The organism is Mucilaginibacter sp. P25, assembly GCF_050859465.1.
Classification (GTDB): Bacteria; Bacteroidota; Bacteroidia; order Sphingobacteriales; family Sphingobacteriaceae; genus Mucilaginibacter; species Mucilaginibacter gossypii.
Genome location: NZ_CP193937.1, coordinates 3,472,252 through 3,496,221 on the forward strand (window position 1 = coordinate 3,472,252; position 23,970 = coordinate 3,496,221).

General features: G+C 42.2%; 24 protein-coding genes. 11 read left to right on the forward strand and 13 right to left on the reverse strand.

Features of this window, described 5'->3' with window-relative positions:
- Nucleotides 1-4: 4 nt before the first annotated feature.
- Nucleotides 5-352, reverse strand: coding sequence for a winged helix-turn-helix transcriptional regulator (locus ACRQ5D_RS17490; protein ID WP_091163107.1), 348 nt, complete (start codon nucleotides 350-352; stop codon nucleotides 5-7).
- A 106-nt stretch (nucleotides 353-458) separates the two neighbouring features.
- Between ACRQ5D_RS17490 and ACRQ5D_RS17495 the strand changes: the two genes are divergently transcribed.
- Nucleotides 459-950 (forward strand): lipocalin-like domain-containing protein, encoded by a 492-nt coding sequence (locus ACRQ5D_RS17495; protein WP_091163108.1) that lies wholly within the window; start codon nucleotides 459-461, stop codon nucleotides 948-950.
- 135 nt (nucleotides 951-1,085) lie between these two features.
- Here the strand turns inward: ACRQ5D_RS17495 and ACRQ5D_RS17500 are convergent, their stop codons facing one another.
- From ACRQ5D_RS17500 to ACRQ5D_RS17535, 8 genes are all read right to left on the reverse strand, one after another.
- On the reverse strand, nucleotides 1,086-2,438 hold the full coding sequence (locus ACRQ5D_RS17500; RefSeq protein WP_256337341.1) for a bifunctional folylpolyglutamate synthase/dihydrofolate synthase: 1,353 nt from the start codon (nucleotides 2,436-2,438) through the stop codon (nucleotides 1,086-1,088).
- A gap of 133 nt (nucleotides 2,439-2,571) precedes the next feature.
- Complete coding sequence (locus tag ACRQ5D_RS17505) at nucleotides 2,572-3,390, reverse strand: energy transducer TonB (RefSeq protein WP_091163110.1); 819 nt, start codon at nucleotides 3,388-3,390, stop codon at nucleotides 2,572-2,574.
- Nucleotides 3,391-3,614: 224 nt separating this feature from the next.
- On the reverse strand, nucleotides 3,615-4,016 hold the full coding sequence (locus ACRQ5D_RS17510) for an ExbD/TolR family protein (RefSeq protein ID WP_090523411.1): 402 nt from the start codon (nucleotides 4,014-4,016) through the stop codon (nucleotides 3,615-3,617).
- Nucleotides 4,013-4,726: a MotA/TolQ/ExbB proton channel family protein gene (locus ACRQ5D_RS17515; RefSeq protein WP_091163111.1), complete on the reverse strand. Its 714-nt coding sequence runs from the start codon at nucleotides 4,724-4,726 to the stop codon at nucleotides 4,013-4,015. Before ACRQ5D_RS17515 ends, ACRQ5D_RS17510 begins: the two co-directional genes overlap by 4 nt.
- Nucleotides 4,727-4,766: 40 nt before the next feature.
- Complete coding sequence (locus tag ACRQ5D_RS17520) at nucleotides 4,767-5,519, reverse strand: SPOR domain-containing protein (protein WP_431200084.1); 753 nt, start codon at nucleotides 5,517-5,519, stop codon at nucleotides 4,767-4,769.
- Nucleotides 5,489-5,788 (reverse strand): hypothetical protein, encoded by a 300-nt coding sequence (locus ACRQ5D_RS17525; protein ID WP_431200085.1) that lies wholly within the window; start codon nucleotides 5,786-5,788, stop codon nucleotides 5,489-5,491. The genes ACRQ5D_RS17520 and ACRQ5D_RS17525 overlap by 31 nt, the downstream gene beginning before the upstream one ends.
- A gap of 40 nt (nucleotides 5,789-5,828) precedes the next feature.
- The gene (locus ACRQ5D_RS17530) at nucleotides 5,829-7,508 is read right to left on the reverse strand and encodes a hypothetical protein (protein ID WP_431200086.1); all 1,680 of its coding nucleotides are present in this window, start codon (nucleotides 7,506-7,508) and stop codon (nucleotides 5,829-5,831) included.
- Nucleotides 7,509-7,727: 219 nt separating this feature from the next.
- Nucleotides 7,728-10,820 (reverse strand): tetratricopeptide repeat protein, encoded by a 3,093-nt coding sequence (locus ACRQ5D_RS17535; protein ID WP_091163511.1) that lies wholly within the window; start codon nucleotides 10,818-10,820, stop codon nucleotides 7,728-7,730.
- Nucleotides 10,821-11,091: 271 nt separating this feature from the next.
- On the opposite strand from ACRQ5D_RS17535, the gene ACRQ5D_RS17540 reads away from it, so the two are divergent.
- The 5 genes from ACRQ5D_RS17540 to ACRQ5D_RS17560 all read left to right on the forward strand — a co-directional run bounded on the left by ACRQ5D_RS17540 (nucleotide 11,092) and on the right by ACRQ5D_RS17560 (nucleotide 16,334).
- Entirely contained in the window at nucleotides 11,092-12,189 is a 1,098-nt protein-coding gene (locus ACRQ5D_RS17540) for a DUF922 domain-containing protein (protein ID WP_143020690.1), read from the forward strand.
- A 187-nt stretch (nucleotides 12,190-12,376) separates the two neighbouring features.
- Nucleotides 12,377-13,411: a LacI family DNA-binding transcriptional regulator gene (locus tag ACRQ5D_RS17545; protein WP_091163115.1), complete on the forward strand. Its 1,035-nt coding sequence runs from the start codon at nucleotides 12,377-12,379 to the stop codon at nucleotides 13,409-13,411.
- 108 nt (nucleotides 13,412-13,519) lie between these two features.
- Nucleotides 13,520-14,569 (forward strand): glycoside hydrolase family 43 protein, encoded by a 1,050-nt coding sequence (locus ACRQ5D_RS17550; protein ID WP_091163116.1) that lies wholly within the window; start codon nucleotides 13,520-13,522, stop codon nucleotides 14,567-14,569.
- Between the two features lie 258 nt (nucleotides 14,570-14,827).
- Complete coding sequence (locus tag ACRQ5D_RS17555) at nucleotides 14,828-15,685, forward strand: SDR family oxidoreductase (RefSeq protein WP_091163117.1); 858 nt, start codon at nucleotides 14,828-14,830, stop codon at nucleotides 15,683-15,685.
- A 67-nt stretch (nucleotides 15,686-15,752) separates the two neighbouring features.
- Nucleotides 15,753-16,334 (forward strand): Crp/Fnr family transcriptional regulator, encoded by a 582-nt coding sequence (locus ACRQ5D_RS17560; RefSeq protein WP_091163118.1) that lies wholly within the window; start codon nucleotides 15,753-15,755, stop codon nucleotides 16,332-16,334.
- On the opposite strand, the gene ACRQ5D_RS17565 is transcribed toward ACRQ5D_RS17560, so the two are convergent.
- Complete coding sequence (locus ACRQ5D_RS17565; RefSeq protein WP_091163119.1) at nucleotides 16,331-16,921, reverse strand: HD domain-containing protein; 591 nt, start codon at nucleotides 16,919-16,921, stop codon at nucleotides 16,331-16,333. The genes ACRQ5D_RS17560 and ACRQ5D_RS17565 overlap by 4 nt on opposite strands.
- 167 nt (nucleotides 16,922-17,088) lie before the next feature.
- Between ACRQ5D_RS17565 and ACRQ5D_RS17570 the strand changes: the two genes are divergently transcribed.
- A complete protein-coding gene (locus ACRQ5D_RS17570) occupies nucleotides 17,089-17,529 on the forward strand; it encodes a hypothetical protein (RefSeq protein ID WP_091163120.1) in 441 nt (146 codons plus the stop codon).
- Nucleotides 17,530-17,552: 23 nt separating this feature from the next.
- Here the strand turns inward: ACRQ5D_RS17570 and ACRQ5D_RS17575 are convergent, their stop codons facing one another.
- From ACRQ5D_RS17575 to ACRQ5D_RS17585, 3 genes are read right to left on the reverse strand one after another with little or no spacing between them, the layout of a single operon-like run.
- Nucleotides 17,553-19,100, reverse strand: a complete 1,548-nt coding sequence (locus ACRQ5D_RS17575) for an FAD-dependent monooxygenase (RefSeq protein ID WP_091163121.1) — start codon at nucleotides 19,098-19,100, stop codon at nucleotides 17,553-17,555.
- Nucleotides 19,101-19,158: 58 nt separating this feature from the next.
- Nucleotides 19,159-19,398, reverse strand: coding sequence for a hexameric tyrosine-coordinated heme protein (locus ACRQ5D_RS17580; RefSeq protein ID WP_091163122.1), 240 nt, complete (start codon nucleotides 19,396-19,398; stop codon nucleotides 19,159-19,161).
- A gap of 52 nt (nucleotides 19,399-19,450) precedes the next feature.
- Nucleotides 19,451-20,320 carry an AraC family transcriptional regulator gene (locus tag ACRQ5D_RS17585; RefSeq protein WP_091163123.1) on the reverse strand — a complete coding sequence of 290 codons (870 nt, stop codon included), beginning with the start codon at nucleotides 20,318-20,320 and terminating at the stop codon, nucleotides 19,451-19,453.
- A gap of 839 nt (nucleotides 20,321-21,159) precedes the next feature.
- Between ACRQ5D_RS17585 and ACRQ5D_RS17590 the strand changes: the two genes are divergently transcribed.
- From ACRQ5D_RS17590 to ACRQ5D_RS17605, 4 genes are all read left to right on the forward strand, one after another.
- Nucleotides 21,160-21,843, forward strand: coding sequence for a sensor histidine kinase (locus ACRQ5D_RS17590; protein WP_431200089.1), 684 nt, complete (start codon nucleotides 21,160-21,162; stop codon nucleotides 21,841-21,843).
- Between the two features lie 163 nt (nucleotides 21,844-22,006).
- Entirely contained in the window at nucleotides 22,007-22,414 is a 408-nt protein-coding gene (locus tag ACRQ5D_RS17595) for a hypothetical protein (protein WP_143020691.1), read from the forward strand.
- Nucleotides 22,414-22,758 carry a hypothetical protein gene (locus ACRQ5D_RS17600; RefSeq protein WP_091163127.1) on the forward strand — a complete coding sequence of 115 codons (345 nt, stop codon included), beginning with the start codon at nucleotides 22,414-22,416 and terminating at the stop codon, nucleotides 22,756-22,758. The genes ACRQ5D_RS17595 and ACRQ5D_RS17600 overlap by 1 nt, the downstream gene beginning before the upstream one ends.
- Before the next feature lie 22 nt (nucleotides 22,759-22,780).
- Nucleotides 22,781-23,899 (forward strand): PAS domain-containing sensor histidine kinase, encoded by a 1,119-nt coding sequence (locus tag ACRQ5D_RS17605; RefSeq protein ID WP_091163128.1) that lies wholly within the window; start codon nucleotides 22,781-22,783, stop codon nucleotides 23,897-23,899.
- The last annotated feature ends 71 nt before the right edge of the window (nucleotides 23,900-23,970 follow it).

Consider the following 23,970-nt stretch of genomic DNA (forward strand, 5'->3'; position numbering starts at 1 on the left):
TAAATTATGGCATGGCTACTATATCATTAACCTGCATCTGATGTTTGGCCCAATCGCGGAGTAACTGTAAAAAAGGAAGTAATTCCCGGCCTGTATTGGTAAGGGTATATTCAACCTTTGGAGGTACTTCAACATGCACCTGCCGAACGATGAGGCAATCATCTTCCAGCTCACGCAGGGCCTGGGTAAGCATTTTAGAGGTTACTCCTGTTACAGTGCGCCGTAACTCGCCATAACGCATGGTGCCATTGCGTAAACGCCACAGGATGCGACCTTTATATTTGCCGCCTATCCGCTGAAAAGCGTAGTCGATACCGCATCTTGGAGCCTCGTGTTTTGATTTTTTATCCATCAATTAAAAATAATATAACTGATTTACAGCATGGTAACTTTTTAGTAATCAGGCTACTTTTTTGTGCCTTATTGTTAATGGAATATAGCAAATATAACTTTGCTGCATGAAATATAAATTGCTTTTCATTCTAATATTGTTCACTACGTGTGCAGCATTGGCACAGAACAAACCCTCTGGTCATAATTTGACCGGAACCTATGAATTGGTAACAGTTGATAATATTGCCGCCGACGGCAGCCGCACCCATCTTTACGGGGATTCGCCGAAGGGGACCCTTATAGTTGACGCTATGGGGCATTACGCTTTACAGATCTACAGTGAAGGCCGGCTAAAATTTGCATCGGGTGATAAAGCTAAGGGTACCGATGATGAGAACAGAGCCGCGATAAAAGGATGTAATGCTCATTACGGTACCTATAAAGTTGAAGGGAATAATATCATTTTCAATATCGAACATGCATCGTTCCCAAACTGGGAGGGCACACAGCAAAAACGCCCCTTTACAATTTCGGGCGATATTTTTAAGTACACTGTACCTGCGCCAACTACCGGAGGAGCGGTAATGGGAGAGGTGGTTTGGAAGAAACTGTCTTAATCAGAATTTACAGGATTTAAGAATTAACAGCATGTTTTACTTCAAGCCCAGATTTTACAGGATTTGAATTAGCAGAAAACCTTGCCAATTCCTATATCAAAATTTTGCAAATCCTAAAATTCTGTAAATTCTGATTCAGACAACTTCAGCCACCACAAAAGTGCTGCCGCCTACAAAAACAAGATCATCATTAGCTGCATTTTTTTGTGCCGATAACAATGCCTCTTTTACAGAAAGGTAGGCTTCACCAATTAAACCATGAGCCCCCGCCTGTGCTTTCATGCTTTCAGCGTCCAGGCCTCTTGGAATGTCTGGTTTGCAGAAATAATAAGTAGCATCTTTAGGCAGCAGCGATAACACTTTGCCGGTGTCTTTATCATTTACCATCCCGATAACCATGTGCAGATGATTGTATTTAACAGATGCGATATTTTTCAATACTTCCTCTATGCCATCTGGGTTATGCCCGGTGTCGCAAATAGTAAGGGGATTTTTACTTAAGGTTTCCCAGCGGCCATGTAAGCCGGTGAGATTTTTGACTTGCTTTAAGGCTGTGTCGAGATGCTCATCGGTAATTGCAAAGCCTTGCTCGCGTAATTCATCAACGGCGGATAAAACGGTTTTTACATTTTTAAGCTGATAGCTACCTGTTAGGTCGAGTCCGAAAGTCCGAAAGTCCGAAAGTCCGGAAGAGGTATGGCCCAATGGGTTTCGTTTTGCACTAATTTTAAGTAGCCCTTCGTTTTCTTTCCGACTTTCGGACTTCCCGGCTTCCGGACTTGAAATCGTCCACTCTCCTGATGCAAACCGAATGTTGCTGTTAGTTTGCGCAGCTTTATCGATAAACACGTTTGATACCTCCGGTTGTTGTTCACCAATGATTACCGGGATGCCCGGTTTGATGATGCCTGCCTTTTCGCCGGCTATAAGTTGCAGGGTATCGCCAAGCATGTTCATGTGATCCCAACCTATATTGGTAATTACCGAGAGCAGCGGAGTGATCACATTCGTTGAATCCAGCCGACCGCCCAAACCTACCTCTATAACGGCGATATCCACCTTTTCTTTGGCGAAAACATCAAAGGCAAGAGCAACGGTCATCTCAAAAAAGGAGGGGACTATTTCATCAAAATCGGCCCTGTGATCTTCAACAAAGTCAACTACCGTTTGCTCGCTGATCATTTGTCCGTTAATGCGGATCCGCTCGCGAAAATCTTTGAGATGGGGTGAGGTATAGAGCCCTGTTTTGTAACCGGCAGTTTGTAAAATAGCGGCCAGCATGTGCGATGTTGATCCTTTGCCATTAGTGCCGCCTACGTGCACACTTCTAAATTTATGCTGAGGATTATCCAACCGCCTGCAAAGCCCGAGCGTATTGGTAAGGTCTTTCTTAAATGCCGAAGCCCCGTCCCGTGTAAACATGGGAAGCTGGGTATAGAGGTATTGGAGGGTTTGATTATAGTCCATAGTCCATGGTCCATAGTCCATAGTTGATGGTCAATGGATTTTACCGCAAACTTATGGTTTATGCGTCATAGTGCATAATCATGGTCGATCCAATTTACCGTAGGTTAACAGATAAATGCTATGGTCTATCATCCATCGACTATGAACTAAGAAATCAATTTACCTTAAACACAAAAACAACGGTACCCTGTTGCTGATCGGGGGCATTATCAAGCGGGTTGAGTTTGGAATTTTTTACAGCATCTTCGCATTTTTGAAGCAAGCCGGCATCTGATATGGTGGTACCACGGGCACCAGCACGGGCATACGTAACGTTGCCATCTTTATCAACCCTGATATCAACTACAATTTTACCGCTTTGACGGTTGTCATCACTTACAGAGGGTCGGCTCACAAAGTTACGCTGTGCCATATTCAGGCTACCGCCATTGCCGGATCCTGTTCCATTATAGTTATTGGTGAGTGTAGTACCCGTAGTTTTACCCTGGTTGCCCGGAGTTTTGCCTGTGCCATCGCCTTCACCGGTACCGGTTGATGCTTTGCCTCTGTACAAAGCATTTTGGTTAACGGTAGGTTTTGCCGGCGGTGTTTTTACCGGTGGAGTAGGGGCAACATTTTGACTTGGTTTTTTAGTAGGCGCGGCCACTTCTGGGGCATCCTCGTTATTTTGGGTAACTACCGTTTTTTCGCTGCTTTCGGGCGTTGGTTTTTCTTCGGTGGGTTTACTTTCGGTAACTTTATCCGGCTTAGTATGATTGGCTTTTTCCGCTACCGAAGGTTCTTCGGTGCTCATGTAATCATCGCCCATACCTTCATCAACCGTACCGTAGTTTACCAATATGCCGCCTGTTCCGTTCTCTTCAACCGGCGGATTTTTGAATACTATAAAATAACATGCCGCTATCAGCACAGCCATAATAATGCCTGTTGCTATAAATGCTTTCGGATAGTTATTTTCTTCCCTGTACTCCATTTTTATAATTAGTGCAATTTTTTAGTTAGCAGTATTTTCTTAGTTGCAGTGACAGTAGCGAGTAGCACTTTTTTATTCTTATCAGTAATCTGTTAAAACTGCTGCTAAAAACTGCAACTGCTACTTAAAGAACAACTGCTACTAAAAAGAGTGGCAGTTTGTTTAAAAGATTACGGTAACTTACTGCAATAATCTACTATAAACTTTAAGCTCAACTGCCACGGTTATCCCTTAGGTTCTGTCGCCAAAACCAGTTTAATGTTCAACTTTTGTGCTACGTCCATTACCTGTACCACATCCTGTATGGCTACAGTTTTATCAACATATAAAACTATGGTAAGTTCGGTAGCCAGGGTTTTGTAACCCGCCAGTGTAGTTTGCAGGGCATCCACCGGGATCTCCTTTTTATCCACGTAGTATTTCAGGTCTTTGGTTACGGAAACAGTTATGGTTTTTTTAGATACCGACTGCCCTGTTGATGACTTAGGAAGCACCAACTTAATAACGTTAGGGTTGGTAACTGTTGATGCTATAAGGAAAAACAGCAGCAGAAAAAACATAATATCGTTCATTGCCGACGTATGTACTTCTGCCGATGCGCCCCTGTGTCGTTTTCTTAAATTCATTTGCTCGGCTCCTCTAACAGGTCAATAAATTCAATAGCATCGGTTTCCAGCTTTAGGATCACCTTATCAACCATCATATTTAAAACGTGGTAGCACACATAAGCTACGATACCTACAAACAAACCTGCGGCTGATGTTACCATTTTTACGTATAAACCGCCAGAGATTACACCCATGCTGATGTTATCGGTTTTTGAGATATCATAAAAAATCTTGATTACACCGGCAATAGTACCAAGGAAACCAAACATCGGTGCTATACCGGCTACGATACCTAAAATACCAATGTTTTTTTCCAGTTTTGATACCTCAAGCTTACCAACGTTTTCAATGGCGCCTTCAATATCTTTTATAGGGCGACCAATGCGCAATAAGCCTTTTTGCAGCATGCGCCCGAGCGGCGTGTTATTGTTACGGCAAATAGCAATGGCCGATTCCAAATTGCCCGAGTGGATACTTGAACGTACCTGTACCATCAGGTTTGATTCATCACGAGATGCTTTACGGATAGTAAAGTAACGTTCAAAAAATATTACCAGCCCCAGTACAGCTAAAATACCTATCGGGATCATTACCCAGCCACCCTTGATCAGCAGGTCGCCAAAGCGAAGTTCTTCAGTTGGCAGTGCTGCGGTTGTTACGGCGTGGTTTGCGGTATCTGCCAGGTGTTTGGCGGTATCTGTAATTTGCTGAATTAATAATAAAGTCATTTCGTGGAATCAGTAATTTGTTTTGAGTATGTGTCTTTAGTTATTTTTCCTTGTGATATGAGTTTTTTCTCACGGCTTCTGCTTCCTCGGATGAGGAAAACCCTCCAATTATGATCTTGATCCGCGGACCGGTTCCGGGGCCTTTCAGCAGGCGGGCATCAATCCCCCTGCTTTTATAATCTTTAACCGCCTCATTGCTTTTGGTTATCGTTTTAAACGATCCTAAAAATATCGCAAACTCCGGTTGTGCTACGGTATCTGTTTTAGCTGCCGGATTATTTAACGCTTCAACAGGTTTAGAAATTGCCTTTGCCGTATCAGCAACAGTTGGAGTGGAATCCTTTTGGATCCTATCCGGCTTAATTATGGGAGCAGCTTTGGGCTTTTCAACCTTTGGTTGTTCTTTAGGGCTGTCATTGTTAAGATGTAATAGTGCGGGGTTATATTTATATACGCCAAAAGCTGCTGCGGCAAGTATAACCACTGCAATTGCTATTATAACCCAAATGCTGATACCCCGCTTAACTTCGGGTTCATCATCAATATACTCAGGCTGCTCAACAAGGGTTGCGTTTGCAGGCGGCGGTGTATAGGTTTGCTGTAGAGATATAGCCGTAGGCAAAGGCGGCGGCGGTGGCGGCGGGGGCACGTAGTTAACCTTGTTAATGGTTACCGGAGTAAGGCCAAAAAACAAAGGATCGCTGCCCGATGCCTGTTCCTGCGGTCTGAAAGCAATTTTGCCTTCCTGCATATAAAACCAGCCTAATTGGGCAAAAGGTACTTCATGCAGCACCAGCTCCTGCTTAAGGCTGTTGATGTATTTTTCGGTGAAATATTTGGATGATGCCAGCGAGATTTTTTCTTTTCGGCGATATGGCGTGTCAGGATCTCATCGTCTTTAGCCTCCTGATCAAAATGCAGCTTATGACCGGGCGGATAAAAAGTTGCCTGTACATCATCATAATAGCCATTTACGCGCAGGCGCGAAAAGCAGCCCAAGCCAGGTACACTTATTTCGGTGTACCGGCCGAGTAGTTCGCTTAAATAATTGGCTATATCCATCCGGTAAAAATACGGTTAATTTTAAAACATCAAACAGGGCTTAAAACGAGTACCCTACCCCGCCAAAGATATTAAATCCGTAGTTAGGGTAGTATAACCAATTTTGATACGAACTGCTCAGGATATTATTAGCCTGCGCAAATACCGAAAACTTGCTGTTTATCCTGTATTCTACGCTGCCGCTCAGGTCGCCAAAGCCCTTAATAGGCTGTTTAATCTGGTTGTAAACCGGGCTTCCCGGGGTAGATGTTGGTGCCAATACCAATAACCTGTCGGTTGTTGAGCCGCGGATAAGTAATGAGCCTGTAACAGTCAATTTGCTGTCGATATGTATAGCTGTACCAGCAGTTAATAAAAATTTGGGCAAATTCCATGGCTCACTTTCTTTAGCCATTTGATAGTCTTTTATTTCAACGCGACCGAAAATGTTAAAATCGTCTGTTGCTTTAAAATCCAGCTCGCCGTTAAAACCGTTTACGCGTGTTTTGCCATCATCATAAATAACAGCGAATTTGTTGCCCTCGGCGTTGAAGTTACTCACCATTAAAGGCATGTTTTTAATGCTGTTGCGGTACACGGCAGCTTTGAAGCTTAAGCCCGGAGCAAGCGTACCTTTTAAACCAGCACTGATATCCAGCTGATCAACCGAGTTTTTGATGTTGATGTTTTGGCCAAGGAATGGATTGATCATGGCAAAATCGTGCAGTGAAGAGCGGTTAACATCACCTTTGGCTTCCACAAACAGCCGTACATATTTAGGTACCACCTGTACCTCAAGCTTTGCTGCCGGGAAAATGTAAAACTTGCCAAAGTCGCCAAACTCTTTCACAATGTTAACTCCCGCGTCTATCTTGTAGTTAGTACCCTGAAATTTGATGTAGGGGTTAACCCTTGCAATGTTATTACCAAGACTGTATAGACTGTCTTTTTGACTGGCCAGGTCTAACGAAGCGCTTAAGCCTGCATAAAACTGCTTAACAGTTTGATTTAGAAAGCCTGAAATAACTACATTGTTTTCACGTGCCTGGTAAGCATTGCTAAATGCGTATCCTTTTAACTTTACAGCATAGGTAAAGTCGTTTTCAACGTCTTTGTAATTCTTTGCCAGTTCAACCTCGCCGCTTATGGTATTGAAGTGCTGTTTTGTCGGCACAAAATTGTTGTCGGGAGCATCCTGGTTGTAACCGTAAAAATAGGTACCTAAACGATTGTAATTGATGCGGCCTGAGACATTGTTATCGCCAATGATACTTTTACCGAAAACACCAACGTCATCGCGGCTTTGGGTTTGTTTTTGCAGTGAGCCAGATTGCGACAAATGTTTTATGAAACCGCCAAATTGTAAAGCCTCATCCCGACCGTTGGCAAAATAGCCTTCGCCATAAATGGTTTTCAGGTTGCCAAAACCAACTTTAGCAAAGTTGTTGGTTAAAACAGAATCCTGTTCTGCCGGCCTTTTCATTGGGTCAAGCTGCCTGATCTCGGAGTTTTGCTCCTGGCGTTTATCAAGCGGGGCATAGGTTAAAGGTGCTTTAAAGGGCACTTTATCTTCCAAATCAGGGTTACGACGGATCTTTACCGCATCGGCCAGCACCGGTTTGTAGGCAGTGGTCACTACAATTTCTTCTGATAAGCTACCGCCATTGGCAGCGTTATTGGGATTATTGCCGCCTCCCTTTTTAGTAGTATCCTGCGCTGTTTTTGCAGCAGCATCGCCCAAGCTTTTGCTGTCTGTAGCTTTTTTAGCTATAGGTTTTGGCGCGGCCTTTTTAGGTGCCGGTTTAACGACAGTTTTTTTGTCGCAGTTTTTACTGTTGTTTTTTTGGTAGATTTCTTTGTTTGTGCCTGGGCAGGAACAAAGTATAATGCTATTATTAAGGTAAGCAGCGTATATGTGTATCTTGAGTTCATTGCTTGTCTTTTTTTATATTACTCTTTGTTACTGTTTGTTAGTTGTATCGGGCTGGGCAGTTTCTTTGGTGCCTGCGGCAGGGGCTTTGGTTTTGCGGCCGCTCAGTTTATCCAGCTTTTCTTTAGCAGTAGGTAATATGTCGTCATCGGCTTTATAGTTATCAATGATACTTTGCAGGGTTGCTTTTGCCTGGAAGGTATCTTTTAAGCCCACATAGGTGTCAGATAACAAAATGTATGTTTTGGCTACCCAGTAATCGTAGTTTGGCATTTCCTTGGCCAGGTCAAAACACATTTTTTGCGCTGTTTTATAACGGCCTTTTTCATACTCAATAAGGGCAAGGTTGTAACGGGCTTCGGCAGCAGCAACGGTTTTGGTGTTGGTTGCAGTATAGGTGAACTGCTTAACAGCAATGGCGGTATCGCCGGTTGCGAGGTAAGCTTTACCTTCGTAAAGACCGGTTTTAAATTTATCTTCCTGCGATGTTTTATCATTGGTTTTAACAAGCTCTGCGTATTTAATAGCATCGTCGGTCATTAACATTTCCGAGTAGCAGTACATCAGGTTGGTGATGGCAAAAGTATAGTCGGCCTTATATTCGGAGTTGGTTTCCAGGCGTTTCAGGAACACTACAGCTTCGTTATATTTCTTTTGCTGCATGTATAATTTAGCCATGCTGATCAATGCTTTTTCGCTGTAGGCGCTGGTCCAGTCATTAAGGATCACATTGTAGTCAACAACGGCTTCGTCTGTGCGGCCCAATGCAGCTAAACCTTGCGCGCGGATAAAGCGTGCCTGTTTTTCGTAGATCTGTTTGCCTGGGAACTTATCGAAATAAGCGTTTACCGCGCTTACAGTACCCTGCCAGTCGCCTTTAAGATAAAGGTTGTTGGCTGCGGTTATCATTATGCTTTCCTGGTCAGACGTGGTATAGTTACCAATAGGGGTGGTACCAGCATAATTGATGAATGTTTGGGCATCGCCTTTATCGGTATAGATCTTTTCAATCTGTTTTAAAGATTGTTTTGCCTCATCTGTTGACGAGTAATCCTGTACTACTTTTTTAAATGATTCAACAGCAAGGTCATCATTGCCTGCGTTATAATCTATCAAACCAATGGTAACCAGCGCACGCGGTACATAACTGCTGCGCGGATATTTCTGGATCATGGCATTCAGATCGGTTTTAGCTTTATCTCCGTCTGTTTTCAGGAAATAGGTGTAGGCAATCTCAAAAGATGCATCATCGGCATAATCTGAGTTAGGGAACTTGTTCAGCACATCATTAAGGGTACTGATCTTAGTATCTAACGAGCCTTGTAACCCCTGGATCATACCACGCTGAAATAAGGCGTAATCTTCGCCCTGGTTGTGCATGGCTATAATGCGGTTGTAGTAGTTCATGGCATTGCCGTAGCTTTTCATTACAAAGTAGCTATCGGCCAGGCGGGTGATGGCATCATTTTGGGTATTAACGTCTTTAACATCACCCTGTAAAAACTTCTCAAAGTAGTTGGCTGCTTTTTTATACTGCTCATCGCCAAAAGCTGCATAAGCTAAAGCATAGTTGGCGTAGTTAGAAACATCAGTTTCCTTAGCTTCAGGCATGCTCAGGAATTTCTCAAAATTCTCTACCGATTCGCCGTATTTACGAACCTCGAACATGGCCTCGGCCATCCAGTAAGTAGTTAAGGCTTCAGTTTTGCTATCAACCGGATCTTTTAATGAACGAAGGAAAATACCGATGGCATTTTCAAAAGCACGCTCATTATAAAACTCCAGACCGCGGTAGTAAGTAACTTTTTGATAGGCTAAACGTGCACTCTGGCTTTTATTAGGGATGGGCTCCAGGATCTCAACAGCTTCTTTATAGCTGCGTGAGTTTAGTAATTCTTCACCCAATAATACCTTAACCTCGTCAATACGTTTTGAACGTGGGTATGTAGCCAGGTATAACCTTGTGGCACCTAAAGCTTGCAGGTTAAAATCGAGCTCGTATGATAGTTTGGCATACTCATAAAGGGCATCTTCCTGCAATTGCTTATCATAATCAAGCTTGGAAGCGTTGAGGAACGCATTACGTGCGCTCTGTTTGTTGTTCATTTTCAGGAACACATCGCCAAGGGTATAGTTACCGCTTTGACTGTAAACATCGTGTTGTTCAACCAGTTTTTCCAGTTCGCTGGCAGCTTTGGCATAGTTGCCTACTTTATAATAGGTATAACCCATCTGGTAGCTGTCCTGCGTGTTTTGCGTACGGCCCTGATCCCGGTCTTCAAAACGGCCATAATACTTCACCGCGTTGTCATAATCAGCCTTGGCAAAGTACGATGCGGCGATGATACGCAGCATTTCAGTTTCGTTTTGCTGATGTGTGCTGTTTACAATAGGAACGGCGTAGTTGAGCACATCGTCATAACGCTTATCTAAAAAGTAAACTGCCGAGATATAGTAAGGATAGCTGTTTTCGTATTTCTTTGAGTTTTTAAGCTTTTCAAAGTTTACCAGGGCAAGATGATAATCCTTGTTCAGGTAAGCGATGTAGGCAAAATAATAAGTAGCATCTTCGGTAAACTCGGTGCGTTTGTTTTTAACCTCGCCAAAAAGCAATTGGGCATTTTTGTAGTCTTTTAGCTCAAAATAGGCATAACCCTTGCGAAATTTATACTCGGTATTGTCATGGCCGTTAAGCTCGCCTGCCTCAACCTTGTTAAACCAGCGGATAGCGTCTTCATATTTACCTTGTTTAAAATACGATTTACCAATCTGGAAAAAAGCCTGTTTGGTAAGCGGATTTTCAGGGTGTTCTTTTATAAAACGGAGAAACATGCTTTCGGCATCATCATTACCCAGGTTAAGGGCGCAGAATGCTTCATAATACTGGCAGTTTTCTTTAGTGAGCGATAGCTCGGTTTCAAACTGTGGCTGGGTGCTTGTTTTAATTTTGTAAGCCTCAACCAGGCGAAATTGTTCGGCCGCCGAAGCAAATTTTCCTTTGTCCATCAAATCAATAGCCGCATGATAAGTGCGGTAAATTTGAGTGGAAGGATTTTGCTGGGCTCGTGCTGTTGTAACTAAAAATACGGGAATGAGCAGGGTGATGTATCTTGTTTTGATCATAAAGCGCATACTAACGATAGTGCGAAAATAGCTAAACCAAAAAGAGGCTTTTCACATTAGAAATTAACAATTGTGGATAACACTTCTTTTAACGAAGGTAATACTTAAGATAATATCCATGTGGAAAACTTTAAAATTGTTGAGTACTGCCGTGGTACCGGCTATGGATAATCAAAAGTAATAATTACACGTTAAACAGTGCAATTTATTTGTATTTTGAGCATTATAATACCCTGGGGGCGGCGTGCCCCATCCATTATTTTTACCAATTATGAATAGCGTTCTTAACAGAGGGGGATTGTGGTTGCCGGTTATTTTGTACATGTTGGTGTTTTGTCCGTTAAATTCAAAAGCACAAAAAACAAATGCCGAAATTGTTTTAACAAACAGGCAGTTAAATGATAAACCGAACGAATTTTATATCGCAAATGTTACTGATGAACGGCCCGACCGGAGTGCCGTCGCCTGGTTATTATCGGCCACAGGTAATTTGCCGGCAGTAAAACATGAAGTTGATCTACAGGGAGGCACAGCAACAGCTGTTAAACAATTTGCTGATAATGCTATCCCTGTTAATAAGATGTTACGCCCGGTGGTCATCCGCATTAAGAAGTTAAAGCTTACCGAAACGGCAATGGCCGATGGCAGGATAGAGGGCCAGCTTGACATACAATTGTGGTTTGAATTGAAAAAAGCTGAGGACAATGTGCATTTGATTGATTACCCGGCAGCTACAACATACTATCGCGGCGCGGGGCAACAGTACGATACCGGGGCGCTGATAAGCCGGGCCCTTGAAGCAGGACTGGTGTATTTTAACAGATGGATGAATCGTGAAGCGGGCACTAACATCAAACTGGCTAAGGGAGTAAAGTTAATTTTTACCGATTATTCGGAACAGCCGGAAGGCGATACCATCTACTACTCGGCTAAACGGCCTTTAACCTGGAATGACTTTCAGGATAAAGCCCGGGGCGAAAAGTATGTTGCCGAGGTGCAGCCAAGTTTCGGTTACACAGAACAGGTAGAAGTAGTGAAGTCGGTAGTGGTAGTGAAGATAAGCATGCGCGTGTTTTTGCCTAAAAGTGCCGCCTGGGTGAAACCGGAAGGACGTACAGACTATGCTCTAAATCATGAGCAGCGGCATTTTGATATTGTAGCAGTAATAGCCCGGCATTTTAAGAGGGCCCTTATGACCATGAAACTCCCGGTTGATAACTATGATGGCTATATTAACGTACAATACCTTGACTCGTACCGTGAAATGAATCAGCTACAAGATCAGTATGATAACGAAACCAGTCACGGTACAAACCAATACTACCAACGGGAATGGAATATGAAGATAGATGGATTTTTAAGAGATTAAAGCAGGAGACTCAACACGCCCGAGCCCGGGGGATAAATAGCACATATATGAATTTAAATTCGTGGATGTCAGCATAATGTTACATGGCATAACACATCCTTATGCTGTTCAGGACTTATTTTTCTTATGTTTACTCTCCTTTATATAATTGGATTGTTAATTTTAGGATCATAAGCAAGGGGGCGAAATGAATTTTGGCGGAGTTACCATAAAGGATATTGCTAAAGAGTTAGGGATCTCACCGTCAGCGGTTTCCAAGGCGCTTAAAGACAGTCATGAAATTGGCGAAAAAACTAAGGCGCTTGTACTGGAGTGTGCTAAAAGGCTTAACTATCAGCCCAATCTTAACGCTCAAAGCCTTAAACGGGGCAACAGCAAATCTATCGGCATTGTGGTTTCAACTATTGAGAACCAGTTTTTTTCGCAGGTGATCAATGGCATCGAATCAGTAGCACACAGTAAGGGATATAATGTGTTTATTACACAAACCCATGAATCGTATGAGCTTGAAATGCAAAATGTACGTCACCTGACTTTTCGCTCCATTGATGGTTTGCTGATCTCCCTCTCAACCGAAACCCAAAATATTGATCACCTGAAAAACCTGCATGAAAAAGGTTTGCCTATTGTTTTCTTTGATAGGGTAAGCGATGAAATTGATACGCATAAAGTAGTGGCCGATAATTTTGCCGGGGCATATAAAGCCACAACACAATTGCTTGAGGCAGGATACCGTAAAATAGCTCATATTACCAGTTCGGTAAACGTGTCCATTACCGCCGAACGCTTGAGGGGATACAAGGATGCACTTGAACAACATGGTATAATACCTGATGAAAAACTGATCAAGTACTGCCCGCATGGTGGTAAAGACCTTGCCGAGATCGAAAACGCGCTAAGTGAATTGTTTTCTGAAAGTAAACCCGATGCTATCTTTACAGCCTCCGACAGGATCACGACTACTACCTTGTCCCTTCTTCATAAATTAGGCTTCCGGATCCCTGCTGATATTGCTTTGCTCGGCTTCACCAATACCCAACTGGCCGAAGTTTTAAACCCACCGCTAAGTGCTGTTTATCAGCCCGGTTTTGAAATGGGAAAAAAGGCAACCGAAATGCTGATCAGCATTATCGAGAGCAAGCGGCCTGTTACAGAGTTTGAAACTACCGTATTGCCTACCCGGGTTTTTATCCGCAGTTCCTCTCAACCGGTAAAAGCTTAATATTAAACACCTGATTGGTAATAAATGTATGCTTAACATTTGTTGTTTTTGTGAAAACTTTTACAGATTTTTAGCGCATTATAAACCACGCTAAAACCTTTCAGCCCTATGAAAAAAATGTTCACTGCCTGTTTGCTGCTGCTTTTATTTTACAGCGCGGCAATTGCACAAAATACCGGCGATAAAACTTTTACCAACCCGTTGTTGCCATCTGGCGCCGATCCCTGGGTGATCTGTAAAGATGGGTTTTACTATTATACCAATTCAACAGGGGGCAATATTGTTATCTGGAAAACAAAAGATATTACCAAGTTGAGTACTGCACCTAAGAAAGCTGTTTGGGCGCCGCCGCCTGGTACAGCTTATTCCAAAGACCTATGGGCGCCCGAACTCCATTTTATAAATGGCAAATGGTATGTATATTTTGCCGCGGATAATGGCGATAACAATAACCATCGCATATATGTACTGGAAAATAGCTCGGCCGATCCAATGGAAGGTACCTGGGAGTTTAAAGGAAAAATAGCAGATAGCACCGATAAATGGGCTATTGACGCTTCGGTATTTGAAAATAACGGTGGTTGGTATATGATCTGGTCGGGCTGGGAAGGAGACCATAACGGGCAGCAGAATATTTACATCGCTAAAATGAAAGACGCTATGACCATCGGCAGCGAACGCGTGAAAATATCGAGCCCGGCTTATCAATGGGAAACCAATGGCGATCTGCATGATGCCGGTAACCCGGCACATGTAAGCGTAAATGAAGGACCGGAAATTTTGAAGCATAAAGATAAGTTATTCCTGATCTATTCGGCCAGCGGCTGCTGGACTGACTTTTATGCATTGGGCATGCTTACCGCTTCTAAAAATAGTGATCTGTTGAACCCTGCCTCATGGATCAAAACAGAGGAGCCGGTATTTAAGCAATCGCCGGAAAACAGCGTTTACGCGCCCGGTCATAACTCATTCTTTAAATCGCCAGATGGAAGGGAAGACTGGATCCTGTACCATGCCAACTCAAACCCTAACGAAGGCTGCGGTAATAAACGTTCGCCGCGTGCGCAAAAATTTACCTGGAATAAAGATGGTTCGCCAAATTTTGGTATGCCAATGAAAGATGGACAGCCTTTGGTTGTACCTTCGGGAACGAAATAGCATTCTGGAATAACCGACGTCGTGATTTCGATAGAGCAGAAGGCTCGGAATGTGTGCCGGAGCGAAGGAGAACTTATACAAGCTGTCTGTATAGTTTGTAGCAGGGCGTATAAGATTTCGACGAGGGACGAGGAGAAATGTCATTGATTTAAATCTCTGCTCCATCTTCTTGACAAATGTCAATTTCCTTCTTATCAAATGTCAATGTACAGGTTATAGTGTCGCGGTAAATTTGTATCAACAAAAGAACGATACAAAATGTCAAAAACAATTTTTATAACCGGAACAAGCACAGGATTTGGTAAATTAACCACTATAACCCTTGCAAATGCAGGCCATACCGTAATAGCAGGTATGCGCGGAATAAATGGCAAAAATGAAACTGTAGCCAAAGAGCTTTCAGCCTTGCCAAATGTTGAAGTAGTTGAGGTAGATATTACTGATGATAATTCAGTTAAAGCTGCTTTTGAATATACATTAACCAAATACGGCCATATTGATGTGTTGGTGAACAATGCCGCAGTTTCAGGCTTTGGCGTACTGGAGGCTTACTCGCTCGATCAGATCAGGCAGATGTTTGAAGTGAATTTTTATGGAACCCTGCGCACCATCTTTGCGGTTTTGCCGGGGATGCGTAAAGCTAAAAATGGCCTTATCATCAACATTACATCGGGTGCAAGTGGTCATACCCTGCCATTCATGATTCCTTATCTTGCATCAAAATTTGGGGTAGAAAGTATTACCGAAGGTTTAAAGGATGAGCTTGCACAGTTCAACATCGAGAGCGTTAGTATCCAGCCGGGCGTATATCCAACCGAAATGAATAATGGCAGCAAAACAGGTATCCATGCCGATAAACCGGAAGTTATAGCCGAGTACGGCGAGGCCTCAGCACAGCAATTTAACGCTATGGGCACCGCGCTTTTCAGCAAAATGGCCGAGTTTAACATGGACCCGCAAACTATTGCCGATGGTATATTGAGACTGGTTGAAATGGAAAAGGGCACAAGGCCTCTACGCTATCCGCTTGATGCAGTAGCGCAGGGTACCGACCAGGAATTTATTGATGCCCGCGCCGCTATCAAAACAAAATGGTTAAGCAAATACACCGCATAACCTAATTATAAAAATATGACCCGAACAAAAGCAAATATCCCCGGATAAAGGAGATATTTGCTTTTATATGTTTGAGCAATTTAAAGAGTACATTGGCCAGAAAGCAACACTCACCGAAGCTGACTATGCTAAAATTGAAGCAGTTTGTATTTTTAAAAAACTCCGTAAAAAGCAGTATTTATTGCAGGAAGGCGATGTTTGGAAGTATAACGCTTTTATAACCAAAGGCTTGGTTCGATTTTACAGCGTTGATGAAAATGGCCGCGAAAACATAGTAAGCTTTGCCAAAGAAAACTGGTGGACCGGCGACCGTGCCAGCCTGCTTACCGGCGAGCCTTCTAAAAATAATATTGATGCTATTGAGGATACAGAACTGATACTGATTACCAAAACAAACTTCGACAGGCTTTGCCATGATATACCGGCTTTTAACGATATGGTTAATGCCATCCTTAACAAAAGTTTCATTACCAGTCAAAACCGCATTCACTCGGCTATTGCTTTTACTGCCGAGCAAAAATACCTTGATTTTGTGCAGAAATATCCCGATCTGTCGCTAAGGGTGCCACAGGCGATGATTGCATCTTACTTAGGCATTACACCCGAAACCTTAAGCCGTGTACGAAAAGAAACTGTAAAGAAACATTAACCCTGAAACTTCATCAGTTCAATGTTTTTCTTTTTCATGGCTTGCAATACCGTTTTACCGTATTCCGTAAAATATTGGTGCCGTTGTAACAGGCTTAAATTGAGGGCATGCCATTCTTCGTCGCTATACTGCTTATCCAAATGTACTTCCCATTCCTGTTTTAAATCATGGGCAAAATCCAGGTAGTTTACAGATGCCAGGTGGTGCATATCGGCATCGCAAATAATTTGCTGGATAAGGTTTTGGGGCGATTGCGGTAATTTGGTGGCTTCAATACAATCCCATACCTGTTGTATAAAATCATTATTATAGTGGTGCTGCATTAAAAAAGTACCGGCAATGATCATGCTTGTGTCTTCATGGCCGTTATAATGATAGAGGTAGCCTGTATCATGAAACCAGGCAGCTATTGTTAAAATAGTTAGTTCCTGCTTTTTTAATTTGCAGTGTGCTGCAATTTCTGTTGCTGCGTTAACAACGCCCAATGTATGTTTAAGGTTATGAAAGTACATGGTTGATGGTAGGTTTTCTTCCATCAGCGACTTGACATAGGCAGCAGCTCTTTTTACTATACTTATTGCAGGCATAAGATAGTTGCGATACTACCCTCACATTCTGTAGGAATTCTGGATAAATATTAACCGGCCAAACTCTCAACAAAAAGATGACACTTTTATCTTATTTGTGTAAACATGGATTTTGCGTTTTTAAGCGGGATTTTAAACCTGTATTTTAGATGCATAAATGTTGATAGATGAAAAATACACTTCAAATAGCACAACTTTACTTGCGCTTTGCTTTAGCTATTGGTTTTTTGTTGCCCGTGGCAGATCGCTTGGGTTTCATGGGGCCGGCAGGGCAAAATTCAGTAAGCTGGGGTAGTTGGGATAATTTTGTGGTTTATACCAATACGTTGATGCCATATTTGAGCCGGTGGATGGCAGGTGTCATGGGTTTTTTAGCAACAGTGGCCGAGGTTTCAATAGCCATCATGTTTATTGTAGGTTTTAAGATTCGTACGGCAGCTTATGCAAGTTTTGCTCTTACGCTTACTTTTGCCCTTTGCATGACCATATTTTCAGGAATCAAGGCTCCTTTTAATTATTCGGTTTGGGCCGATAGCGCGGGTAGTTTATTACTGGCAAGTATAGCTACTTATCGCTGGAGCATTGATTTTATATATGATGAAGCTTAGTGCATGTTAAGGCTTTTTAGTATTCATTTACCTTTGAAGGTATCAAAATAACCGCTTATCAAACCTGGGCTTATTTCATCGCTAAGCAGGCCTATATAATTGTCGGGCCGTATTAGCAGGTATAAACCCGATTGTACCCCTAATTTTTGCCAGCTTTCATTAAGGGGTAAATTAACTACTTTGATGTAATTTATTAAGTGAACAGGAATTAGGCTGTCGTACCCAATGCTGCCAATACATAACAGGTGAAATTTGGGTTCCATGAGCAAATGATAGATGCTTTGTAGTTTGCCGTCGATAGCGGTCATAACGTAGGGGCACCTGTCGCCGGCACTAAATTTTAGCTTCTGTTTAATAAACTGCAGGGAAAGCCGGCTTTTTCTGTACGAATACCAAATTTGGGACAAGATCCTGAAAATCCGTTTTGAGATCCATTGGGTTGACAGTACGAGGCGTAAAATATTGGGCATAACGTAGGTGCGTAACTGATATAAGAACCAGTTACAGCTTGTCATGAAAGCAAATATTTTATCGGTAAATTTCATGAGCCATTGGGCAAAAGGGTACCGTTCGTCATGATATGTATTAATAAGTTTATCGTCAGCAACACCTTGCAGCACCAGGGCCAGTTTCCAGGCCAGGTTATGTGCATCCTGCAAGCCGGTATTCATGCCCTGTCCACCTGCGGGACTATGAATATGTGCGGCATCGCCCAATAAAAAACATCGGTTTATCCTGAACCTGTTAACACAGCGGTGATGTAGTTTATAAACTGAAAACCAGTTTAATTTTTCTACGTTCAGCGGCAGCTTAATATTGGCCGTGATCACATCTTTAAGATCATCAAAACTAACATTTTCTTTGCCTTCAAAACCTTTGGGCAGGGTACCTAAAATGCGGTAATTACCATTGCCATACATTGGGAAAAAGGCGCAGAAATTAACACGCGACAGTGATGCGATGAGCTTGTTTGCGGGTTGCAGCCAGCTAAGCTTTACATCGGCAACAAAAAATTTATTTTGGTAGGTGCCTCCTTCAAAATTTAATTCCAGTTGCTGCCTTACCAGGCTCGATGAACCATCGCAAGCCAGCAAGTAGGAGGCTTTAATACTTATTTTGCTGAACGGATCACTTTTATCGTAAAGGCTGGCCACTACGTGATCATCATGCTGTTCAAAACTAACCAAACTGGTTCGCCACAAAACGTCACGGCCTGTAGCTTTCAATTGCTCGTAAAGCAGTTCCTCGTTTTTAAACTGTTCAAATGCCTGCAGGTTGGGGAAATCGGTGAGTCCGTTACCTGCGTTGGTTGTTTCGAGTGTTGCTTTTTCCCGGCCATTCATATAAATGGCGAATTTTCCAATCACCTGTCCCTGTTGCAAAACAGTATCAGCCAAGCCCATTTGCTGATAAATTTCCATGCTGCGGGCTGTAACCAACATAGCCCGCGACTCATGAGTAGGTGCGGGCTTGGTATCGATAATAATAAACTCAACGTTAAAGCGGGCCAGCTGGCAGGCGGCCATTAAACCGGTTGGCCCGGCACCGATAATAATTACTTGTGTATGCACGATGTATTACCGGGCTTAAAAATATGAAATTAATTGGCAAAGCGCAGGCATTATTGCACTATCGCCAGTAATTATTAGCTGCAGCTATGGTGGCAAATTCGGTTGCAACTGTTTGTCCTACGGCAATGAGCATCGCTGGGTCTTCGGCGTAAACACCTCTTAGCTTACCACGAATTTCGGCGTCGGGCTGGGTTACCTTGATGATGAGCCGGGCCATTTTAATTGCAAGTTCACGGCCTTCCTGTGGTGTTGCTGTAATTAGTGAGTCGCCTGGGATTAGTTGTACTGTTTCTGACATGGTGATAAATTTAATTAGTTATAAAGCTGATTAATAGGTTTTTGATGCGTTGTTAAAAAACAGGTTGTAATATTGTGCCCTTTTTCTTAAAATCAGAAAAGCTTATACCGGTAGTGTTTTTAAAAAATTTACTGAAATGGGCCAGGTCACAAAAGCCCAGATCGTATGCAATTTTTTTCATGCAGCTATCAGGGTGTATGGCCTGCCGTTTTGCCTCGGCGGCAACCCTTTGTCTGATGTGATGACCGGCCGGCTGGCCTGTTAGCTTTTTGACCACCTCGTTGAGGTAATTGGGGGTTACCGCTAACCTGCTGGCATAATCGGCAACCATTTTATTCTCCCTGAAGTTTTTATCAAGCAAGGTCATGAAGTTTTGCAGGATGGCAGTATTTCGCGATTGCTTTGGCGCTTGCTCCGAGTCCAGCTGGCGTGAAAGATAAATTAGGAAAATCTTGAAATAACGCTTCAATATCTCGGATCGGTAAAGGTTATGCCTACTGTATTCTTTAAGCATTATTTCGCTGATATCAATCATATCTTTGGCCAGTTCACTGCTTATGGTGATGATCTGCGTTTGGTTAAACATTTGATAAATGGGGCTGTATACAGGCTCCCTGCCGTAATCTTCTATATCTAAAAACGAATCGGTAAATGAGATGACATACCCTTGCAAACTGCTGCTAAATTTAAGATTATGCAGCCGGCCGGGTTTGATCAATAGTAATTGATTGGGGGTAACAGCTTCTTTTTGCAAATTGAGCCTGTAGTAACCGTTACCGGCTGTTATCCAAATCAGCATAAAATAATCGTTAGGAAGGTCAATGCCGTTTTCTTTGATCCACTCAATGGCATGGATCTTAAAAGGAAAGCAGCAGGATGCTTTGTCAAAGTGTAGCGGAGCAAAATCGTTAGCTTGTTTCATGGTTACTTAGTTTAAAGCTTGTAATACATGTACCGCAACTCTAATTTCGTGCCGTTGTGTTTACTTTATTGATATTCAGTTATTTGTTGTTTTTATAAGCGCTGCTTCTTAACGAAATATCATTATATTCCTGATGGGAAAGCGAAATATCGTCCGTATATATCCTTAACCGCCTAAGCCGTGTTCTATCACCGGCAAAAGCGGGCGCGCCGATATACTCAAGCTAAATCTATTGAAAAAACATTTATTAGTCGGGAGAAGGGATGCCGATATTTTTGTTCTGCTTCAGTCATCCTACATTCACGAATAAAAGAGCTTGAAACTGGTAAGTTTGATGCTTAGTATTTGATTATTAATCATATAGATTAATATTTGCTTTTATTGCAAGGTGGTAATACAATACATAATTTATACATCAAAATCCATATTTAATACATTGATAAGGTTTGGGCATCATATTATTTTTATAAGTTGAATTTGAGGACATGCCTATTTGTGTATAGGCATGCATTGTGAACAGGATTTTTGGTTTAGGCCGGTAATAAAAATAATACCAAGTGAATATCAATATAAGCTTATCCCGGTTTTATTGCAAGCTGACGTTAACAGGCTTTTTGCTTTTGATATCCACAAACTCGCCGGCGCAGCGTTACGATCATATCTCCCAGGGTGTTTTGTGGGCAAAAAGTAGTTCGTTTTTTATGAGGTGGGATCTTATAATTGTCGGCATTGTTGCGTTGCTTTTCGTTTTGGGGGGTGCTTGTGTTGGTTATTGGCAAAAGCAAATAAACGGTAAACGGTTGCAGCTAAAGGAGAAAGAAATCAGCGAGCAAAATCAAATGCTGCAGCATTTAACCGCGGATAAAAATCGTCTGCTTGATGAAAAGGACTGGTTATTGAAAGAGGTGCATCACCGGGTAAAAAATAACCTGCAAATAGTGATGAGCCTGCTTAATACCCAATCGGCATTTTTAAAAAATAACGCAGCGCTTGCCGCCATCCGTGAAAGCCAGAACCGCGTACAGGCTATAGCGCTCATCCATCAAAAATTATATAGCAGTTCAAACGTAGCCTTTATTGATATTGCTGTTTACATCAGCGAACTGGTTAATTATCTTGCCGATTGTTACGACGCTCATGAACGGGGAATCAGGTTTGAACAGCAAATTGAACGTGTTAAAATAGATGTTGCCCAGGCCGTACCTGTTGGCCTTATGCTCAATGAAGCTATTACCAATGCTATTAAGTATGCTTTTCCACACAAGCGTGGTTATATAAACATCTCGCTTGGTACACTTGATGATAATAATATCATGTTGAGCATTGCCGATAATGGTATTGGCCTGCCACAGGGTTTTGATATTAAAGAAGCGTCGTCATTGGGTATGGAAATGATGAAGGCCCTGAGCAAGCAGCTTGGCGGGAATTTTAAAATGGAAAATAGCGAAGGCGTGGCAATAACCCTGGTTTTCCGTGCCGAAAAGAATTTCGGGAATATCGAAAATGAATACTATCCTATATAGTATTAACGTCTCATTTGTATTGGGCCATATGTAATTTGTACTACTGAAACCATAATTAGTACATTGATTTCGGGTATCTCCGGCCCGAACTTTACATTGTTAAATAACAGTTAATAATTAAGCATTAATTAATTGTGCGATAAACGTGTAAAGCCCTCATGCTATGAAAAAGTTTGTTTGTTTGGCAGTTGCCTTCTTTACAAGTGTGTTGATGTTTATAGCAGCAGGTTTATTTATTAAGCTTAGCACAAGTTTGATGGAACCCCTGGTGCCTGCCAGGTTTTTCATAATCGTGCTTTATAGTATATGTTCATTGAAATTTGCTTTGCTGGTTATTATGCTTATGCCGGACAAACCTGTGCTTAAGCAAATGAGCATCGGTTTTATATCGGCCGATATGTTTTTAGTGCTACCGGGCAACGTCACCTGTATTGCAATAAGCGTGCCTGTGCCGCTTATTGCAATACAGGCATTACTCCTGCTTTTTTACATGGCTTTGCAAGGTCGTTTGTGGCTTTATAAGGTCAATGAAAATACTATTGAAAATGAATTGATGGCATCACCTATTTAATGAATGACAATATGCATCACTATGATGAACAATTGATTAATCTCATTATTGATCTGCAGGAGCGGGGCTTTAATCACGATTTTGTAATTGAGAAAGAATATATCAGGTGCTTACAATACAACGAGCTGATTTCGCCCGATGATTTTGATATCCTGGAAACCTATCACTGCAAATCATCGGGAAAGAATAATGATTGCAGTTTGGTGTATGCCATTCGGTTAATTAACCATGACATGAAGGGCATATTAATGAGCGATTACGGGGTGTACATTAAAGGGATGTCATTAAGCTTATGGTCAAAATTTAATAATGTAATCAGGTTAAATCTATCAGTAATAAAATAAAATTTAAGAAAAACATATCCAAATGAACAGGGAAATCAGAAATATGGAAAGCCGGACGGGGCTAATGCCTGAACACCCCATAGGAGCAGCATACATAGGCAATTGGAAAATCCAGCTCCGGTCAAATAAGGTATCCTTTTGCCCGCGAATGCGCAAGATGCTTGAGCTATCAAAGGGATATGATGAAAATATCGAAGAACTTTTTGGGCTTGTTAAACCCGGGCAGTTGAGCGGACTTATCCATGAGTTTAAGGTTGCCTCCTTTAATGGAACCAAATTTGAAAAGCAGGTGCAAATTGTAACCCCATCCGGTACCGAAAAATGGATCCGGCTTACAGGTGTTTTATACTCACGCCGGTGGGGTACTGCCGAGCAAATGATTGGTACCATTGAAGATGTTACCCAGAAAGTTAACGAGGACTGCCTGAGCATGGCTATTTTAAATCATGAACTGCGTGCGCCGTTAACTATTATAAAGCTCAATACCCAGTTTTTAATTAACCATCTTGCACTCAGTATCAATAAACAACCAGTGAGGTTGCTGAACATGGTTGATCAGCATATTAACGGGATGACCAAGTTGATTGATGAATATTTATCACCATCAACCGGCGAGGACAGATCAGCACAGCTCAATTATAGCCTGTTTGATATTAACGACCTGGTTGATACAGTGCTTGGTGAAATGAGGATTCTTTATCCCGGGCACCGCTTTTGTAAATATCCCACTGCCGATAGCATTTTGGTTAGGGGAGATAAATACAAGATTATCCAGGTGCTGATCAATTATTTAACCAACGCTGCCAAATTTTCGCCGCCATGCTCACACATTAACATTAATATAGACTGTAACGAAAATGATGTTGAAGTATCGGTGCATGATGAGGGGGTAGGGATTAATGAGGAAAGCAGCCAGGCGCTGTTCCAGAAGTTTTACCAGTGCAATCAAAAATCGATGAGGCAAAAAAACAGCAAAGGCCTGGGTTTGTATATTGTGAAAAGCATTATCCAAAAACATGGCGGTACAGTGAAGGCCGAAAACGGAAAGGATGGAGGTGCTGTATTTTCTTTTAGCTTGCCGCTTAACCAGCAAAATAAATTTAACAGCACCAGCCAGGAAGCAATAAAACTAATGGCATAAACTGTCAGGTTTAAGTAAACGAAACAATAAAAGATATTTATATCTTTTATTGTTGATTTAAATAATTACTT

Excerpts from the sequence above, each read along its gene's own strand:
- ACRQ5D_RS17490 (WP_091163107.1), bottom strand. The coding sequence starts at position 352 with ATGGATAAAAAATCAAAACACGAGGCTCCAAGATGCGGTATCGACTAC.
- ACRQ5D_RS17495 (WP_091163108.1), top strand. The coding sequence starts at position 459 with ATGAAATATAAATTGCTTTTCATTCTAATATTGTTCACTACGTGTGCA.
- ACRQ5D_RS17500 (WP_256337341.1), bottom strand. The coding sequence starts at position 2,438 with ATGGACTATGGACCATGGACTATGGACTATAATCAAACCCTCCAATAC.
- ACRQ5D_RS17505 (WP_091163110.1), bottom strand. The coding sequence starts at position 3,390 with ATGGAGTACAGGGAAGAAAATAACTATCCGAAAGCATTTATAGCAACA.
- ACRQ5D_RS17510 (WP_090523411.1), bottom strand. The coding sequence starts at position 4,016 with ATGAATTTAAGAAAACGACACAGGGGCGCATCGGCAGAAGTACATACG.
- ACRQ5D_RS17515 (WP_091163111.1), bottom strand. The coding sequence starts at position 4,726 with ATGACTTTATTATTAATTCAGCAAATTACAGATACCGCCAAACACCTG.
- ACRQ5D_RS17525 (WP_431200085.1), bottom strand. The coding sequence starts at position 5,788 with ATGGATATAGCCAATTATTTAAGCGAACTACTCGGCCGGTACACCGAA.
- ACRQ5D_RS17535 (WP_091163511.1), bottom strand. The coding sequence starts at position 10,820 with ATGATCAAAACAAGATACATCACCCTGCTCATTCCCGTATTTTTAGTT.
- ACRQ5D_RS17540 (WP_143020690.1), top strand. The coding sequence starts at position 11,092 with ATGAATAGCGTTCTTAACAGAGGGGGATTGTGGTTGCCGGTTATTTTG.
- ACRQ5D_RS17545 (WP_091163115.1), top strand. The coding sequence starts at position 12,377 with ATGAATTTTGGCGGAGTTACCATAAAGGATATTGCTAAAGAGTTAGGG.
- ACRQ5D_RS17550 (WP_091163116.1), top strand. The coding sequence starts at position 13,520 with ATGAAAAAAATGTTCACTGCCTGTTTGCTGCTGCTTTTATTTTACAGC.
- ACRQ5D_RS17555 (WP_091163117.1), top strand. The coding sequence starts at position 14,828 with ATGTCAAAAACAATTTTTATAACCGGAACAAGCACAGGATTTGGTAAA.
- ACRQ5D_RS17560 (WP_091163118.1), top strand. The coding sequence starts at position 15,753 with ATGTTTGAGCAATTTAAAGAGTACATTGGCCAGAAAGCAACACTCACC.
- ACRQ5D_RS17565 (WP_091163119.1), bottom strand. The coding sequence starts at position 16,921 with ATGCCTGCAATAAGTATAGTAAAAAGAGCTGCTGCCTATGTCAAGTCG.
- ACRQ5D_RS17570 (WP_091163120.1), top strand. The coding sequence starts at position 17,089 with ATGAAAAATACACTTCAAATAGCACAACTTTACTTGCGCTTTGCTTTA.
- ACRQ5D_RS17580 (WP_091163122.1), bottom strand. The coding sequence starts at position 19,398 with ATGTCAGAAACAGTACAACTAATCCCAGGCGACTCACTAATTACAGCA.
- ACRQ5D_RS17585 (WP_091163123.1), bottom strand. The coding sequence starts at position 20,320 with ATGAAACAAGCTAACGATTTTGCTCCGCTACACTTTGACAAAGCATCC.
- ACRQ5D_RS17590 (WP_431200089.1), top strand. The coding sequence starts at position 21,160 with ATGCTGCAGCATTTAACCGCGGATAAAAATCGTCTGCTTGATGAAAAG.
- ACRQ5D_RS17595 (WP_143020691.1), top strand. The coding sequence starts at position 22,007 with ATGAAAAAGTTTGTTTGTTTGGCAGTTGCCTTCTTTACAAGTGTGTTG.
- ACRQ5D_RS17600 (WP_091163127.1), top strand. The coding sequence starts at position 22,414 with ATGAATGACAATATGCATCACTATGATGAACAATTGATTAATCTCATT.
- ACRQ5D_RS17605 (WP_091163128.1), top strand. The coding sequence starts at position 22,781 with ATGAACAGGGAAATCAGAAATATGGAAAGCCGGACGGGGCTAATGCCT.